At 55.3% G+C, this 15,671-nt stretch carries 11 protein-coding genes and 1 pseudogene; 8 read left to right on the plus strand and 4 right to left on the minus strand.

Annotated elements, in window-relative coordinates; all coding sequences use genetic code 11:
* Positions 1–20 precede the first annotated feature (20 nt).
* Positions 21–1,136 carry an NAD(P)/FAD-dependent oxidoreductase gene (locus EVJ30_RS03930; protein ID WP_131468067.1) on the plus strand — a complete coding sequence of 372 codons (1,116 nt, stop codon included), beginning with the start codon at positions 21–23 and terminating at the stop codon, positions 1,134–1,136.
* A gap of 36 nt (positions 1,137–1,172) precedes the next feature.
* Here EVJ30_RS03930 and EVJ30_RS03935 read toward each other — a convergent pair whose 3' ends face one another.
* Positions 1,173–1,748, minus strand: a complete 576-nt coding sequence (locus EVJ30_RS03935; RefSeq protein ID WP_236635977.1) for a TetR/AcrR family transcriptional regulator — start codon at positions 1,746–1,748, stop codon at positions 1,173–1,175.
* A 111-nt stretch (positions 1,749–1,859) separates the two neighbouring features.
* On the opposite strand from EVJ30_RS03935, the gene EVJ30_RS03940 reads away from it, so the two are divergent.
* The 7 genes and pseudogenes from EVJ30_RS03940 (at position 1,860) to EVJ30_RS03970 (ending at position 12,768) form a co-directional block, all read left to right on the plus strand.
* Complete coding sequence (locus EVJ30_RS03940) at positions 1,860–2,732, plus strand: ABC transporter ATP-binding protein (protein ID WP_236635978.1); 873 nt, start codon at positions 1,860–1,862, stop codon at positions 2,730–2,732.
* Positions 2,733–3,530: an ABC transporter permease subunit gene (locus EVJ30_RS03945; RefSeq protein ID WP_131459076.1), complete on the plus strand. Its 798-nt coding sequence runs from the start codon at positions 2,733–2,735 to the stop codon at positions 3,528–3,530.
* Positions 3,531–3,594: 64 nt separating this feature from the next.
* On the plus strand, positions 3,595–4,407 hold the full coding sequence (locus EVJ30_RS03950) for an aldo/keto reductase (RefSeq protein WP_131459077.1): 813 nt from the start codon (positions 3,595–3,597) through the stop codon (positions 4,405–4,407).
* Positions 4,408–4,620: 213 nt separating this feature from the next.
* Positions 4,621–5,622, plus strand: a pseudogene (locus tag EVJ30_RS03955) (RNA-guided endonuclease TnpB family protein).
* Positions 5,623–5,864: 242 nt separating this feature from the next.
* Positions 5,865–6,611, plus strand: coding sequence for a TspO/MBR family protein (locus EVJ30_RS03960; RefSeq protein WP_070327341.1), 747 nt, complete (start codon positions 5,865–5,867; stop codon positions 6,609–6,611).
* A 269-nt stretch (positions 6,612–6,880) separates the two neighbouring features.
* The gene (gltB, locus tag EVJ30_RS03965) at positions 6,881–11,320 is read left to right on the plus strand and encodes a glutamate synthase large subunit (RefSeq protein ID WP_131457631.1); all 4,440 of its coding nucleotides are present in this window, start codon (positions 6,881–6,883) and stop codon (positions 11,318–11,320) included.
* A complete protein-coding gene (locus EVJ30_RS03970) occupies positions 11,317–12,768 on the plus strand; it encodes a glutamate synthase subunit beta (RefSeq protein WP_131457632.1) in 1,452 nt (483 codons plus the stop codon). Before gltB ends, EVJ30_RS03970 begins: the two co-directional genes overlap by 4 nt.
* 149 nt (positions 12,769–12,917) lie before the next feature.
* Here EVJ30_RS03970 and EVJ30_RS03975 read toward each other — a convergent pair whose 3' ends face one another.
* From EVJ30_RS03975 to EVJ30_RS03985, 3 genes are all read right to left on the minus strand, one after another.
* Complete coding sequence (locus tag EVJ30_RS03975; RefSeq protein ID WP_131457633.1) at positions 12,918–14,237, minus strand: Na+/H+ antiporter family protein; 1,320 nt, start codon at positions 14,235–14,237, stop codon at positions 12,918–12,920.
* 147 nt (positions 14,238–14,384) lie between these two features.
* Positions 14,385–15,098 (minus strand): YebC/PmpR family DNA-binding transcriptional regulator, encoded by a 714-nt coding sequence (locus EVJ30_RS03980; protein ID WP_070327338.1) that lies wholly within the window; start codon positions 15,096–15,098, stop codon positions 14,385–14,387.
* Positions 15,099–15,177: 79 nt separating this feature from the next.
* Positions 15,178–15,624, minus strand: coding sequence for a MarR family winged helix-turn-helix transcriptional regulator (locus EVJ30_RS03985; RefSeq protein WP_070327337.1), 447 nt, complete (start codon positions 15,622–15,624; stop codon positions 15,178–15,180).
* Positions 15,625–15,671: the final 47 nt, after the last annotated feature.

Below are 15,671 nucleotides of genomic sequence, written 5' to 3' on the forward strand. Positions count from 1 at the left end.
GATTAAAGGGGGCGAAACTTATGAAAAAAATTATTATCATCGGTTCAGGCATCGTCGGTATCTCGGCTGCCTATCATTTGGCCGGGAAAGCCGACGTCACCGTCATCGATCGAAAAGAAGTGGGCCGGGCGACCGACGCGGCCGCAGGCATCGTCTGTCCGTGGATCGCCCAACGCCGCAACAAAGCCTGGTACGCGCTCGCCAAAGGCGGTGCCCGCTATTATAGAGACGTCGTCGCCGAGTTAATGAATGAGGGTGAGCGTGATACCGGCTATAAACGCGTCGGGACGCTCGCGTTGCATGAAGACAAGAAGTTGAACGAGATGCTTGAGCGGACGACGCTGCGCCGGGAAGAGGCACCAGAGATCGGTGAGTTGACTCGACTGTCGGCTGAAGAGGCGAAAGTTCTTTTCCCACCGCTGTCAGATGAATACGATGCGCTCCTCGTCGAAGGCGGGGCCCGCGTCGATGGCGAGAAGTTGCGCGCGGCGCTCGAACGTGTCGCCGTCAAACGTGGCGTGAAACTTATCGACGGCTCTGCCGTTCTCGTCGAAGAAGACGGCTATCACGTCGAATGTGACGGCGTCCGCTACGACGCGGACGAAATCATTTTGGCGTGTGGGGCCTGGTTGCCTGAACTGCTCGAGCCAATCGGTTATACGGCACGCGTCGCGGGGGAGAAAGCGCAGATCGTCCACGTCCAGTTAACAGACGTCGATGCATCGGACTGGCCGGTCGTCATGCCACCGCGACGCCGGTATTTGCTCGGGTTCGAAGGGGGTCGGGTCGTCATCGGCTCGACCCATGAGCGGGGTAAGGCGTTCGACGCACGCCCGACGGCGATCGGTGTCCATGAAGTGCTCGCAAAAGGTCTGGAGTCGGCGCCTGGCTTAGCCGAAGCCGAATTGATCGAGACGCGTGTCGGTTTCCGTCCGGTCACACCGAACTCGATCCCGATTCTCGGTCGTGTGCCGGGGGCGGAGAAATTACTCGTCGCCAACGGTCTCGGTTCATCGGGCTTGACGGTCGGCCCGTTTATTGGCAAAGTACTTGCAGACTTGGTGCTGACGGGAGACTGCGAACTTGATCTGTCGCTTTATCCGATAGAAGACCATGTCTACCGACAACTGCAGTGAACGAAACAGGCGACAATCCGCGGATTGTCGCCTGTTTTAACGGCTTCGTCGCATGATCCCGTGCAAGAAAAAATGAAAATACTCCTGCATTGTCTCGGTCATTTCGTGCGACGCGAAATCTGGATCTGATAAAACTGCCTGTTGCATCAAGCGAACGTAACGAAGGTAAGCATCGGTCGATACGTCTGGGTCGATCGCCCCGGTCGTCTTGCCGTACTCGATCAAGCTTCGAAACGCGGCATAGCCACGGGCAGCGAGTTGTTGCCACGACGGGTCGGCCGTGACGATTGATAACACCGCGTCATCGAACAATGCCGCTGATTCAATTTTCCGTCTTAATATCTCAATCAGTAACTCCTCGAACGGGATGTGTTCCCCGATGCGCTCATCGATCCAGCCCATCTCATCTTCGGTGAGACGCGTGAGCACTTGAAGGACGACTTGTTCCTTCGAGCCGAAGTAATTGTAAATTGAGACAGGTGAGACTGAGGCAGAGCGGGCAAGTTCACTGATCGTGAAGCGTGACTGCTTCTCGCCCATCAGCGACTTGGCGGCATCAAGTATGGCCCGTTGTTTCGTCTCTGTCCGTTTCGTAAAACCGTCCACCTTCATCCCTCTTCTCCATTGTTTTGTAATCAATATACCATTTCCATTTCAAAAAATAACGTGATATACTAGTTTTGTAATCATATCATGTTTATATTTCAAAAAGGAGAGGGCGAAATGATCCAAATTGAAAAGTTGACGAAACGGTTTGACCAGACGCACGGCATTTTCGACGTCTCGTTCCGTGTCGAGCCCGGCACCGTTTTCGGCTTCATCGGTCCGAACGGGGCCGGGAAGTCGACGACGATTCGTCATTTGATGGGACTGCTCCACGCCGACTCAGGGAAAGCGACCGTGATGGGGCATGACTGCTGGAAGGAGACCGAGACGGTGAAGGCGCTCGTCGGCTATTTGCCAGGTGAGATCAACTACCCGCAAGACATGACCGGGGAAGAAGTCATTCGTCTCACGAGACGTCTTCACGTGACGAGTGCGGAGCGGGAGCGTCAATTGCTCGACGTGTTCGCTTTCGATACGGGTTTGAAAGTCCGGAAGATGTCGAAAGGGATGAAGCAAAAACTCGCCATCGTCACGTGTTTCATGAAAGACGTTCCTGTATATGTCCTCGACGAGCCGACGAGCGGGCTCGACCCGCTCATGCAAGTGCGTCTCGTCGACTGGGTGCTCGCTGAAAAAGCGGCCGGGAAAGCGATTTTGATGAGCTCGCACCACTTCCCGGAGATGGAGAAGACGTGTGACCGGGCCGCCCTCATCCGCGACGGCCGGATGATCATCGAAGAAGAGATGGCGGAGCTGAAACGGCGAAGCAAAAAGACGTATCGCATCGGCATGAAAGACGAGACGGCGGCGATCAAATTGAGCGAACAGATCGGGACACGTGAACAGACATTCGTCACGGTGTCGTTATCGACGTCAGAAGAGTTGAACGGCTTGATCGAGCTGCTCGCCCGTCACGACATCGCGTCTTTGACGAGCGGCACCGACGAACTCGAGCACATGTTCATGCAATATTACGGGGAGGCGACTTAAATGGTACTCGTATCGTCACTGTTCAAGCAAAATCGGGGTTGGATATTAGGTTACGCGCTCGGGACGAGTGTGTACTTGTTCTTCTTGGCGGCCATCTTCCCATCGATTCAAGAGACCGGCCTGATCGAAGGGAAGCTCGATTCACTACCGCCAGAGCTGCTCGACGTGTTCAAGATCGACCCGAATCTCGCGATGGACAACGTCATCAACCTGCTCGCCGGGAACTATTATGGGCTCATCTTCTACGTGCTCGCCATCTTGTTCGCGTTGACGTTCGCGTCAAGGCTCATGGCCAAACCGGTCGACTCGGGCGAGGTCATGCTCTACATGGCGGCCCCGATTTCAAGAAGCGGCTACGTGACGGCGAGTATCGCCTTGCTGGTCATCGCGACCGTCTTGTTCGTCGGGTTGAACGGGCTCAGCCTCATGCTCGCGAACGTGTTGTTCGACTTAAACATCGATAGCGGTCTGTTGTGGACGTTGCAACTCAACGCCGGTCTCATCTTGCTCGTCCTCGGGTCGCTCGCTTACGTGCTCGCGAGCCTGTTCGATGACAGCACCCGGTCGTACATGGTTACGGGCGGCATCTTTTCAATCTTCTTGATTGCCAACATCTTCTCAGGCTTCAGCGATCAACTCGACTGGTTGCGAAACCTGTCGATGTTCTCTCTATTTGACGCGAACGCATTGATTCAAGGCGATTCGGTTTGGTTGTCGTTGTTTTGGCTGACAGCGCTGAACGTGTTGATCATCGTCACTTGCTATGGCTGGTTCACACGGAAAGACTTGACGATTTAGTTTTTCGGAATAAGATGTCGGGTATGTTACAATCAGCTCGACAGATTAGAAAGGGGAATGATTTATGCAACTCGCAACGTTACGAAACGGCGTTCAAATCCCGATGATCGGATTTGGCGTCTGGCAAGTAGACAATGAGACCGAGGCACCGCAAGCTGTCGCCGAGGCGTTGAAAGTCGGGTACCGCCACATCGATACGGCGGCTATCTATAAAAACGAAGAAGGCGTCGCCAAAGGGATTATGACTTCAGGCGTCAACCGCGCCGACATCTTTTTGACGTCGAAGATTTGGAACGAGGACATTCGTCAAGGACGGACGAAGGATGCGTTCGACGAGTCGCTCGCTCGCCTCGAGACCGACTATTTGGACTTGTGCCTGCTTCACTGGCCGGTCGACGGTTTCGTCGCCGCTTGGAAAGATCTTGTCGACTTGTATGAGGCCGGAAAAATCAAAGCGATCGGCGTCTCGAACTTCAAAGAGCATCACCTTGAAGCGTTGAAAGAAGCGGGTCTGATGACGCCACTCATCAACCAAGTCGAACTTCATCCGCAACTCCCGCAACCGGACCTCGTCGAGTACTGCCAAGATGAAGGTATTCAAATCGAGGCGTGGAGCCCGCTCATGCAAGGAAAATTCCTCGATGTCCCGGTGTTTGCCGAAATCGCTGACAAGCATGGGAAGACACCGGCCCAAGTCGTCCTCTGTTGGCACTTAGAGACAGGGAACGTCGCCTTGCCGAAATCGGTCACACCACACCGGATCGAAGAAAACTTCAACGTCTTCGACTTCACACTCGATGCGGACGATATGGCGAAAATCGATGCGGTCGCGACACATGAACGCATCGGTCCAGACCCTGATACTATCGAATTTTAACATAATTAAGCGAGAATTCTCCCACCTCTAAGCGTCTGGGGCGAGGCCTAGCGTAGGTGGGAGATGAATCGCCCGTACATAAACCTCTTGGCCACCCCTGTGACAGATATGACGAACATAAGTTCGTGATTCCGTCAGATTTCCCTTCCCCCGTCGCGGGTATCGGATGAGGAAGGCGTTCATCACGATCATCGGCCGAGAGGAGGGGGAGACATGCTGAAGGGCTACAAATACAGGCTCCACCCGACGGCGGAACAGGCCGATTTCCTGGTCAGGACGATCGGCTGTGCCCGCCTCGTACAAGCCCCTGTTCCCGTTCCTCGCCGAGGCGGACAGCCTCGCGCTCGCCAACGCGAAGCTTCACCTCGACGCGGCGTTCGCGAAGTTCTTCGCCGGGACGGGGCCGGCTTCCCGGTGTTCAAGTCGAGACGGAAGGCGCGCGCCTCCTACACGACGAACAACCAGCACGGCACGATCCGCATCGAGGGGGACCGGGTCCGGCTCCCGAAGGTCGGGTTCATCCGTTTCACACAACACCGAATCTTCGACGGCGAGATCCGGTCGGCGACCGTGTCGATGACGAAGACGGGCAAGTTCTTCGTGTCGCTCCTCGTCGAGCAGGCCGACGAGCCCTGGGTCCCGGCCGAGCACAAGATCGGGATTGACCTCGGCCTCGGGGACTTCGCCGTCATGACGAACGACGCGCTCGTGACGGAGAAGATCCCGAACCCGCGCAACCTGCGCGAGGCCGAGGAACGGCTGAGACGGGCGCAGCGCTCGCTCTCCCGCAAGAAGCCCGGCAGCCGGAACCGCGAGAAGGCGCGGCTCCTATTGGCCAAAAAGCATGAAAAGGTACGGAACCGCCGACATGACTTCCTCCACAAGCTGTCACGACGCATCGTCGACGAGAACCAAGTCGTCGTCGTCGAGACGCTGAAACCGAGGGAGATGATGCAGGACCGCCGCCTGGCAAAGTCGATCGGGGACGCCGGATGGGGCGAGTTCGTCCGCCAGCTCGCCTACAAATGCAGGTTCCACGGCCGCACACTGATCCAGGCCGACCCGTGGTTCGCCTCGACCCAGGTTTGTTCGGCCTGTGGCGAGAACGGCGGCAAGAAGGACCTGCACGTCCGCGAGTGGACATGCGCCGTATGCGGCACGCACCATGACCGCGACGTCAACGCGAGCCTCAACCTGTTGGGTCTCGCCGACTGAAACACTCCAGGGCAGGGACTGCCCGACGAGCTTGGTCCACAACCGTGGCTGGTCAAAGCACGGTCTTCCCAAGAAGCTCCCACTTCAAGTTGCGAAGCAAATAAGTGGTGAGTAGTTCACACTGATTGAGACTCATTATTTGAGTCTCTTTTTCATTTCGCTTGTGTATGAGCAGAGACACACGGGTATAGAATACTATGTTAATAAAGGAGGTGTCAGGTCTTCTTCGGAAGATCCTATTTATGGACTTGTCAAAATGGCCTTTAGTCAACTGGCTGGCGTTTTTAGCAACAGTCGTCATCAACTACTTCGCGAGCGGTAATAACGCGGCCGTGTCAGACCGGATCGATATTTATTTCAAGCCGGCCGGATACGCTTTCTCGATTTGGGGACTCATTTACGTCGCGCTCGCAGTATGGCTCGTACTCCAATTGAAGAAAGGGTCGGTCGCGAACCGACAGGCTAACCGGATGAAGGCAGGTTTTCTCGTGTCGTGTATTTTGAACGGTCTTTGGCTGCTCGCGTTCACAAACGAGTGGTTCATCGCCTCGCTCGTCGTCATGGCCGCTTTTTTAGCGACGCTCGCTTGGTTGTATTACATCGCCTTCCGCACGTCGACGAGCTGGCTTGACCGTTTCCCATTCTCGGTTTACCTCGGCTGGGTGTCGGTCGCGACGATCGTTAACGTCTTCATCGTCATGAAGACGGAACGGATTACGACGTTGCTCGGCTTAGATGAGTTGGCATGGACGTCACTCATGCTCATGGTCGGGGTCGTCCTCGCTTTGGTGTTCATGTGGTGGCACCGCGACTTCATCTACCCGCTCGTCTTCGCCTGGGCGTATGTGGGCATCTTCGCCCGAATCGACAACGGGACGCTTTACGTCGTCCTCGTGAGCGCGCTCATCGTGCTCGCGCTCGGTTACGTCGGCTTGATCATTTGGAAACGGCCGCGTTCGTTTTTGCATCACTCTAGAAAAACAGTATGACAAGCAAAAAGATAGCCTAAACGGGCTATCTTTTTCTTTGGGAATAACAAGTTCTGATGAACCTATACATAAATATATTTGATGGATAAATATTCATTATGGATTATAAGTTGTTTTGAGAAATCCCCTGATATCAAATATGTATCCGCTTACAAAAAATATTCATCCCGTTACCGTTATGCAAAAATCTATTCAACATACTTGATTTTTCAGAATATTTAGAACAGAATAAAAATTACGAACAAGATGGATAGAGAGGGGCTGATTCGATGGAGCGAACAAGTTTGTACGATCCACGATTCGAAAAAGACGCATGCGGTATTGGGTTATATGTCAATTTAATGGGAGAAACAAAGCACGAGATCGTCAGCAAATCGCTATCGATGCTCTGTAAGCTCGAACATAGAGGTGGGCAAGGCGTCATCGACGCTGGTGACGGGGCCGGCATCATGACCGAGTTGCCACACGAGTTATTCACTCAGACGATGAACTTGCCAGCGCCGGGGGGCTATGCGGTCGGCATGGTGTTCTTCCAACCGAACGAGACAAAGTTGCGCGACAAGCAACAACAAATGGAGCGACTCGCCGATGAACTCGATTTCGCGACGATCGCCTGGCGGGAAGTACCGGTCGACAGTTTGGCGATCGGTGAACACGCTCGGGTGACACAACCGACGATTTATCAATGGTTCGTGTCGTGCCCGTTCGCGGACTACGATTCAAACGAACGCTCGCTCTATCAGCTTCGCCGGATGATCGAGAAAACAGACGAATTAAACCTTTATCTTCCGAGCCTGTCGACGAAGACGATCGTTTATAAAGGGATGTTGACGCCGATCCAGATTGAGCGGTTTTATCTCGATCTGCAATCGCCGGCTTATAAGAGCACGTTCGGGATCGTCCATTCACGGTTCTCGACGAACACGTTCCCGTCATGGGAGCGGGCCCATCCGAACCGGATGATCGTGCATAACGGTGAGATCAACACGTTGCGCGGGAACATCGATGCGATGCGTGCCCGCGAAGGTGTGACCTCGACCGACCTGTTCGATGATGTGAACGAACTGTTCCCCGTGCTCCAAGAAACGGGCAGTGACTCCTCGATGCTCGACAACGCGTTCGAGTTCTTCACTCGGACCGGTCGTTCGATCGCACACACGGCGATGATGCTCATCCCTGAGCCGTTCGCCGAAGTATCGATGGATCCGTTCAAAAAAGACTTTTATCAGTACCATTCGTCGATCATGGAGCCGTGGGACGGACCGACGGGCGTCGTCTTCACGGACGGGCGTCAAATCGGGGCAATCTTGGACCGGAACGGCTTGCGGCCGATGCGTTATATCGAGACGATGGACGGGGAACTCATCCTGTCGTCTGAGAGCGGGGTCATCCCGGTCCATGCGGAGAACGTCAAGACGAAGCAGCGTCTCCGTCCCGGGCAGCTCCTCCTCATCGACTTGGAATCGAAACGTCTCATCCCAGACGCAGAGATCAAACAGACAATCGCCCGGGCCGAACCGTACGGGAAATGGTTGAAGCAGATGACGACGATTGCGGACCAGCCTGTGAATGAACCGGTCGTCGAACAGGTGCACCGTAAACAACGGGCGTTCGGATACACGAAAGAGGATATCGAGCAATATCTCGTGCCGCTCATCCTCGAGAAAAAAGATCCGATCGGCTCGATGGGCCATGACCAACCGGTCGCCGTCTTGTCAGAGCGACCGCGGTCGCTGTTCCATTACTTTAAGCAACACTTCGCCCAAGTGACAAACCCGCCGATCGACGCGTTGCGCGAGAAAATCGTCACGGCGACGTTCACTTGGCTCGGTCCTCAAGCGAATCCGGTTCATACCGGTCGGGGACACGCCCGCCGCGTCTGGCTCGAACATCCGATCATTGACGCGGCGACAGTCGAGGCGGTGAAGTTGAAAATGAACGTCGCCCGCATCACGACAACGTATGAAACAGACCTCGAACGTTCGCTCGAGTCATTGTTTGAACGTGTCGATGCGGCCGTCCGAGATGGGGCTGAAGTCATCGTCTTGTCTGACCGTGACATGTCCGAGTCATCGCTCGCGATGCCGGCCCTGCTCGTCATGAGCGCGGTCCATCAACATTTGATTCGGTCGAACTTACGGGCGTCATGCAGTCTCATCGCTGAAAGCGGAGAAGTGAGAGAAGTGCACCAAGCCGCCGCTTTGATCGGATACGGGGCCGATGCGGTCTATCCGTATTTAGTGTACGCGACGATCGCGGAAGCGGTAGAAGCCGGATTGATTTCGTTCTCGGTCGAAGCAGCAATCCGCCGCTATCAAACGGCTGCAGTCGATGGAATCGTCAAAATTATGTCGAAGATGGGGATCTCGACCGTGCAAAGTTACCGGGGAGCACAAATTTTTGAGGCGGTCGGCATCGACCGCGCATTGATCGACCGTCATTTCCGCGGGACGACGTCACAACTGTCCGGGATCGGGTTCAAGGAGCTCGAAGCAGAATCACGGCGTCAGCACGAATCGGCGTTTAGCCGTGACCGTCCGCTTGAAGCGGGAGCAGATTTCCAGTGGCGAGCCGACGGAGAAGAGCACGCCTTTAACCCTAAGTCGATTCACTTGTTGCAGCGGGCGTGCCGTGAGAACGAACGCCGTTACTATGACGCTTACGTCAAACAGCACGAAGCATCCGGTCAATTTTTAAGACAGTTGTTCGACTTTAAATCGCAAGAGCCTATCCCGATCGACGAGGTCGAATCGGTCGCCTCGATCGTCAGCCGTTTCAAGACGGGCGCGATGTCGTTCGGCTCACTGTCGAAAGAGGCACATGAGACGCTCGCCATCGCCATGAACCGGATCGGCGGGAAGAGCAACTCAGGTGAAGGCGGCGAAAACCGTAACCGCTTCACTCCTGACGCGGACGGGAACGAGCGCATCAGTCGGATCAAACAAGTGGCAAGTGGACGATTTGGTGTCACGGCCGAATATTTGTATCATGCCGATGAGATTCAAATCAAGATGGCGCAAGGTGCGAAACCAGGGGAAGGTGGGCAGTTGCCTGGCAATAAAGTCTACCCGTGGGTCGCCGAAGTGCGCGGCTCGGTCCCAGGTGTCGGGCTCATCTCGCCGCCACCGCACCATGACATCTACTCGATCGAAGACTTGGCCCAGTTGATCTTTGACTTGAAGCACGTCAATCCGCAAGCAAAAGTGAGCGTCAAGCTCGTCTCGAAATCCGGTGTCGGAACGATTGCGGCCGGCGTCGCCAAGGCGAACGCCGACACGATCGTCATCAGCGGCTACGATGGCGGGACAGGTGCTTCGCCTCGAACGTCGATCAAGCATACTGGTCTCCCGTGGGAGCTCGGATTGCTTGAGACACACCAGACGCTCGCATTGAACGGACTTCGCGGCCGCGTCACGCTCGAGACGGACGGCAAGCTCATGACCGGACGCGATATCGTCCTCGCCGCCATCTTTGGGGCGGAGGAATACGCGTTCGCGACGGCACCGCTCGTCGTGCTCGGCTGTATCATGATGCGGGCCTGTCATCTGGACACGTGTCCGGTCGGCGTCGCGACACAAGACCCGGCGCTTCGCCAAAAGTTCATGGGTAAACCGGAACACGTCGTCAATCTTATGACGTTCCTCGCCGAAGAAGTGCGCGAAATACTCGCCTCGCTCGGCGCGAAGACGATCGGTGAGGTCATCGGCCGAACGGACTTGCTAGAAGAGAGCGCCTGGAAACAGGAGCACGCGAAAGCGAAAATGCTCGATTTGACACCGATGTTATCGGTCCCGACAGCGTTACCGGGGAAGGAAGAGTTACCTCATCCGGCTTTTCAGTCGTACGACCATCGAAAATTGATCCCAGCCGTATCGCGTTCGATCAAATCGCTTCAACCGACGTTCTTCGTCGGGCGGGTCCGCAATACGGACCGGGCCGTCGGGACGATGCTCGGCTACGAAGTGACGAAAGTTCACGGCAACATCGGTTTGGCTGAAGATACGATCTCACTCCGACTGAGCGGATCGGCCGGACAAAGTTTAGGCGCATTTCTTCCTCATGGCATCACGATCTCTGTGATCGGGGATGCGAACGATTATGTCGGAAAAGGGTTGAGCGGCGGGAAACTCGCGGTCATCGCTGAGAAACATGCCCCGTTCGACGAGAGCGAACAAATCATCGCCGGCAACGTCTGCTTGTACGGGGCGACATCGGGGATGGCATTCTTTAACGGACACACGGGGGAACGGTTCGCGGTCCGAAACTCAGGTGCCGTCACCGTCACTGAAGGCGTCGGGGATCACGGGTGTGAATATATGACCGGTGGGACGGTCGTCGTCCTAGGAACGGTCGGCCGCAACTTCGCGGCCGGGATGTCCGGAGGTGTCGCCTTCCTATACGGTGACCAAGACTATGACCAACTCGTCAACACGGAACTCGTAGCGGTCGAACGCGAGTTGACCGATGAGGACACAGAACAGATTTATTCGCTGCTCGAGATGCATCAATTCCACACGGATAGTGTGAAAGCGAGTCGTATCCTCGAGTCGTTCGATGACGAGCGGAAGCGCTTCGTCAAAATCGTACCTCGCGATTATGCGAACGTACTTGACGTCATGCGTCAAATTGAAGCCACTCGTCCGGAACTGAACGAGGCAGACCGTGCCCTCGAACTGTTCCGGGTCGTGACTGAAGGAGGCGTAGTATGAGACATAAATTTATCGATATCCCACGTGAGACGCTCCCTGAGCGGACAGTGCTCGAGCGGATACGTGACTATGATGAATATGCATCCCGGATGGACGATGAACCGATCGTCAAGCAGGCCGAGCGCTGCATGGACTGCGGGACCCCGTTTTGTCACGTCGGTGACATGATCGGGCAAGAGACGATCGGGTGCCCGATCCACAATTTGATTCCGGAATGGAACAAGCTCGTCTCGGACCAAGACTGGTATCGCGCTTACGAGCGGTTGATGGAGACGAACAACTTCCCAGAGTTCACGGGCCGCGTTTGTCCGGCCCCATGTGAAGGGTCGTGTACGCTCGGCATCAGCGAGGACCCGGTCGCCATCAAATCGATCGAACGGACGATCATCGACCGCGCGTTCGAAGAAGGATGGGTCCAGCCGCGCCTCGTCCAGATGCGGACCGGACGCTCGGTCGCCATCATCGGCAGCGGTCCAGCGGGTCTCGCTGCGGCGGACCAGTTGAATCAAATCGGTCATCACGTCACTGTGTATGAAAAAGCTGACGAGGCGGGCGGGTTGTTGTTTTACGGAATCCCAAACATGAAGCTTGATAAAGACGTCGTCCGGCGCCGGATTCACTTGCTGGCGGCGGAAGGAATCCGCTTTAAGACAGGTGTCAACGTCGGTGTTGATGTGACGGTCGAGTCACTCCGCCACAAGTTTGATGCCGTCATCCTGGCGACGGGGGCGCAGAAACAGCGGACGCTCGGAATCGAAGGGGACGATGCGACCGGCGTCGAACCGGCGATGGACTATTTGACCGAGTCGACACGGGTGCTCGGCGGAAAAATGATCGACGCACAGTATGACGCGGCCGGGAAAGACGTCATCGTCATCGGTGGCGGTGACACCGGGGCCGATTGTGTCGCGACGGCGATCCGGCAAGGTGCGAAATCGGTCACACAGTTCGGCAAACACCCGGAAAAAGGCATGTTCCGGGCGCCAGAACGTCCGTGGCCACTTCAACCAGACACGCTTTCGGTCGATTATGCTTACGCCGAGGCGATCGAACGTTACGAGCATGACCCGAGAACGTATTTGATCCGCTCGAACCGAGTTATTAACCAAGACGGTCGCGTCGCCGGCATCGAGACGGAACGGATGGAGAAGATCGTCAAACCAGACGGTCACGCGACGTTCTTCGTCGTCGAAGATTCACACAAGACGTATCCGGCCGACCTCGTCCTCGTCGCCATCGGTTTTGAGCGCCCTGAATCCGAATTACGGAAACTAGGCATCGAAGCGAAACGAGATTACGTTTCGAACGTAGACGGCATTTTCGTCGCCGGAGACGCGAGACGCGGACAAAGTTTGATCGTCTGGGCGATCCGCGAAGGGCGAGAAGTCGCTGAAACGGTCGACGCTTACTTGGAGGCTTGTCAATCTCGTCTAAAAACTTCATCATAAAAAGGAGCGACGATTTCGTCGCTCCTTTTTAGATTGATCAACAGGAGGAGTCAGAGATGCTAATGGAAGTCCTCATGTATACCGGGTTTTGGTTTTTACTTGTACTCGTCTTACTGGGCACGATTTACGCGCGGCGTAACCGCAAGTGATTATAATACCATCGCGGCGATCAAGCCGAAGATGATGAGCGGGATGTTGTAGTGGAGGAACGTCGGCCAGACCGTCTCACGCAAGTGGTCGTGTTGCCCGTCCGCGTTCAAACCGCTCGTCGGTCCGAGCGTCGAATCACTCGCCGGGCTACCGGCGTCACCGAGTGCTCCGGCCGTTCCGATGATGGCGATCGTCGCCTCGACCGAGAAACCATACTGGATACATAACGGCACGAAGATGGCGGCGATGATCGGTATGGTCGAAAAGCTCGAGCCGATACCGAGTGTGATGACGAGACCGACGAGGAGCATGACGAGGGCGGCGAGGAACTGCGAGTCACCCATCAAGTTGCTTGCTCCGCTCACGAGCGGTTCAATCGCACCCGTTTCACGGATGACGGCGGCGAATCCGCTCGCGGCGATCATGACGAAACCGATGAAGGCCATCATGCGCATGCCGCTCGTAAAGATATCGTCCGCTTCTGACCAAGGGATGAGACGGAAGAGCGTCAACAGGATCAAACCGGTCACGGCCGAAGCGATCATCGATTCGGTCTGCAATTGAACGACCAAGACGACCAAGACGACGATCGCCGTCAACCAAATCTTCATGTTGCTCAACGTGCGGACCTCATAGTCGCTCGGACCGAGTTGGATCGTTTCATACGACCGCGGTTTCCGGTAGTGGAAGAAAGCGGTGATGAGTCCGACGAGCATCCCGAGTGCCGGGATGGCCATGATGCTGACGATATTGACGTCACCGACGGCCATCCCGTTCGTCTCGACGTTCGGGAGCAAAATCTCGTTCAAGTAGATGCCGCCGAAGCCGACCGGTAGCAACATGTACGGTGTGACAAGCCCGAACGTGAGGATCGTCGCGACGAGCCGGCGATCGAGTTTCAACTCATTGAACAAGACGAGTAACGGCGGTACGACGATCGGGATGAAGGCGATGTGGATCGGTAAGACGTTCTGTGAGCTGATAGCGAGTAAGAGCAGCAGCGACAGCAGTAACGCTTTGACGCGACCGACACTCTTGCCGGTCACATCACGGCCAGACATGCTGATCAACCGTTCAGCCAGGACGTCAGGCAGGCCGGTCTTTGACAAGCCGACGGCGAACGCACCGAGCAGGGCGTAGCTGAGGGCGATCGTGGCACCGCCACCAAGCCCGTCGCTGAAAGCGGTCAACGTGTCGTTGAAACCGAGTCCTCCGACAAGTCCACCGACGATGGCGGCGAGGATGAGCGATAAGACGATATGGACACGACTGATCGCGAGAGCAAATAAGACAATGACAGCTAATAATACAGCATTCATGAGTTCCAACACCTTTCGAATCATAAGTTCTTTCTCTTGTTATCACTTTAATACGATAAAGACTTTTGAAATTTAACATACGTTTTATGACTTGTCAAATCATGAAAACAAAAAAAGCGACAACTTCGAAAAGTTATCGCTTCTTCATCATAGTTCGACGTTATGGTACACCTGACGAACGTCTTCTAAGTCTTCGAGCACGTCGAGTAGTTTCTCGAATTGCTCTTTCGACGCTTCGTCGAGTTCGACTTCGTTTTGCGGTAGCATCGTCAGCTCGGCGACTTCGAACGTCTCCACACCCGCCGCTTTGAACGCGGTCTGGACGGCATGGAATTCTTCCGGCTCGGCATAGACGATGACCGTCTCATCTTCTTCGATGACGTCACGGACATCGAGATCGTGCTCCATCATGAGTTCGAGCACGTCGTCTGCTGTCATCCCGCCGACACCGATGACGGCCGTCGCATCGAACATATACGCGACCGACCCGCTGACGCCCATGTTACCACCGTTCTTGCCGAACGCGGCCCGAACTTCAGAGGCGGTCCGGTTGACGTTGTTCGTGAGCGTGTCGACGATGAGCATCGACCCGCTCGGCCCAAAGCCCTCATAGCGGAGTTCGTCGAAGTTCTCTTCGTCGCCGCCTTTCGCTTTGTCGATGGCCCGGTCGATGATCGCTTTCGGGACGTTATACGTCTTCGCGCGCTCGACGACGAACTTGAGCGATTGGTTCAATTCCGGATCAGGTTCACCTTGGCGGGCGACGATGTAGATCTCGCGGCCGAACTTCGCGTAGATACGACTCGTATTGGCGTCTTTAGACGCCTTTTTCTCTTTAATGTTGTTCCATTTACGACCCATTACGTGTCATCTCACTTTCCATTGTTCGATAGATTCACTGTCGATTATATAAGAAGAAGCGAGCGTTGACGAGAGAAAATCATCCCTCGCTCTTGTCCATCTTCTCAACGATCTCGGTCAGCGTCTTTAAACTGTCGATCAAGCGGTCGGTCTCATCCTCATCGAGGAACGCTAACCGATCCTCGAACAGGCGCCGAAACGAGTCGCGCCGCTCGAGGAGCACGCGCTCTCCTTGGTCGGTTAATTGGTTCCAGATGACGCGGCGGTCGCGCTCGTCAGGGACACGTGTAATATACCCTTCGTCGACGAGCTTCGTGATGAGCGGCGTCACGTTCGGCGGGGCAATTGATAACGTCTCACTAATTTGTCCGTTCGTGACCGCGCCTTCATCCTCGATCAACATCAATAGATGAAAGTGAGAGAAATTTAAGTTCGGGATTTGCGGGAGGTCGGAGCGGCGGAGCAGTTTTCTTCTGATTAACGGGATCAGTTTCACAAACTGATCGGCTGCATCTTGTCTTGGCATAGTCATAGTCACTTCCTAGTCAGGTTCTTTCTTCATTATACACGACC

This window comes from Exiguobacterium sp. SH5S13, assembly GCF_004337085.1.
In the GTDB taxonomy this organism is placed as follows: domain Bacteria; phylum Bacillota; class Bacilli; order Exiguobacteriales; family Exiguobacteriaceae; genus Exiguobacterium; species Exiguobacterium aurantiacum_A.

Bases quoted from the DNA above. Each gene is read 5' to 3' on its own strand.
- EVJ30_RS03975 (WP_131457633.1), bottom strand. From the start codon at position 14,237: ATGAATGCTGTATTATTAGCTGTCATTGTCTTATTTGCTCTCGCGATC.
- EVJ30_RS03935 (WP_236635977.1), bottom strand. From the start codon at position 1,748: ATGAAGGTGGACGGTTTTACGAAACGGACAGAGACGAAACAACGGGCC.
- EVJ30_RS03970 (WP_131457632.1), top strand. From the start codon at position 11,317: ATGAGACATAAATTTATCGATATCCCACGTGAGACGCTCCCTGAGCGG.
- EVJ30_RS03945 (WP_131459076.1), top strand. From the start codon at position 2,733: ATGGTACTCGTATCGTCACTGTTCAAGCAAAATCGGGGTTGGATATTA.
- EVJ30_RS03980 (WP_070327338.1), bottom strand. From the start codon at position 15,098: ATGGGTCGTAAATGGAACAACATTAAAGAGAAAAAGGCGTCTAAAGAC.
- gltB (WP_131457631.1), top strand. From the start codon at position 6,881: ATGGAGCGAACAAGTTTGTACGATCCACGATTCGAAAAAGACGCATGC.
- EVJ30_RS03940 (WP_236635978.1), top strand. From the start codon at position 1,860: ATGATCCAAATTGAAAAGTTGACGAAACGGTTTGACCAGACGCACGGC.
- EVJ30_RS03985 (WP_070327337.1), bottom strand. From the start codon at position 15,624: ATGCCAAGACAAGATGCAGCCGATCAGTTTGTGAAACTGATCCCGTTA.
- EVJ30_RS03930 (WP_131468067.1), top strand. From the start codon at position 21: ATGAAAAAAATTATTATCATCGGTTCAGGCATCGTCGGTATCTCGGCT.
- EVJ30_RS03950 (WP_131459077.1), top strand. From the start codon at position 3,595: ATGCAACTCGCAACGTTACGAAACGGCGTTCAAATCCCGATGATCGGA.
- EVJ30_RS03960 (WP_070327341.1), top strand. From the start codon at position 5,865: ATGGACTTGTCAAAATGGCCTTTAGTCAACTGGCTGGCGTTTTTAGCA.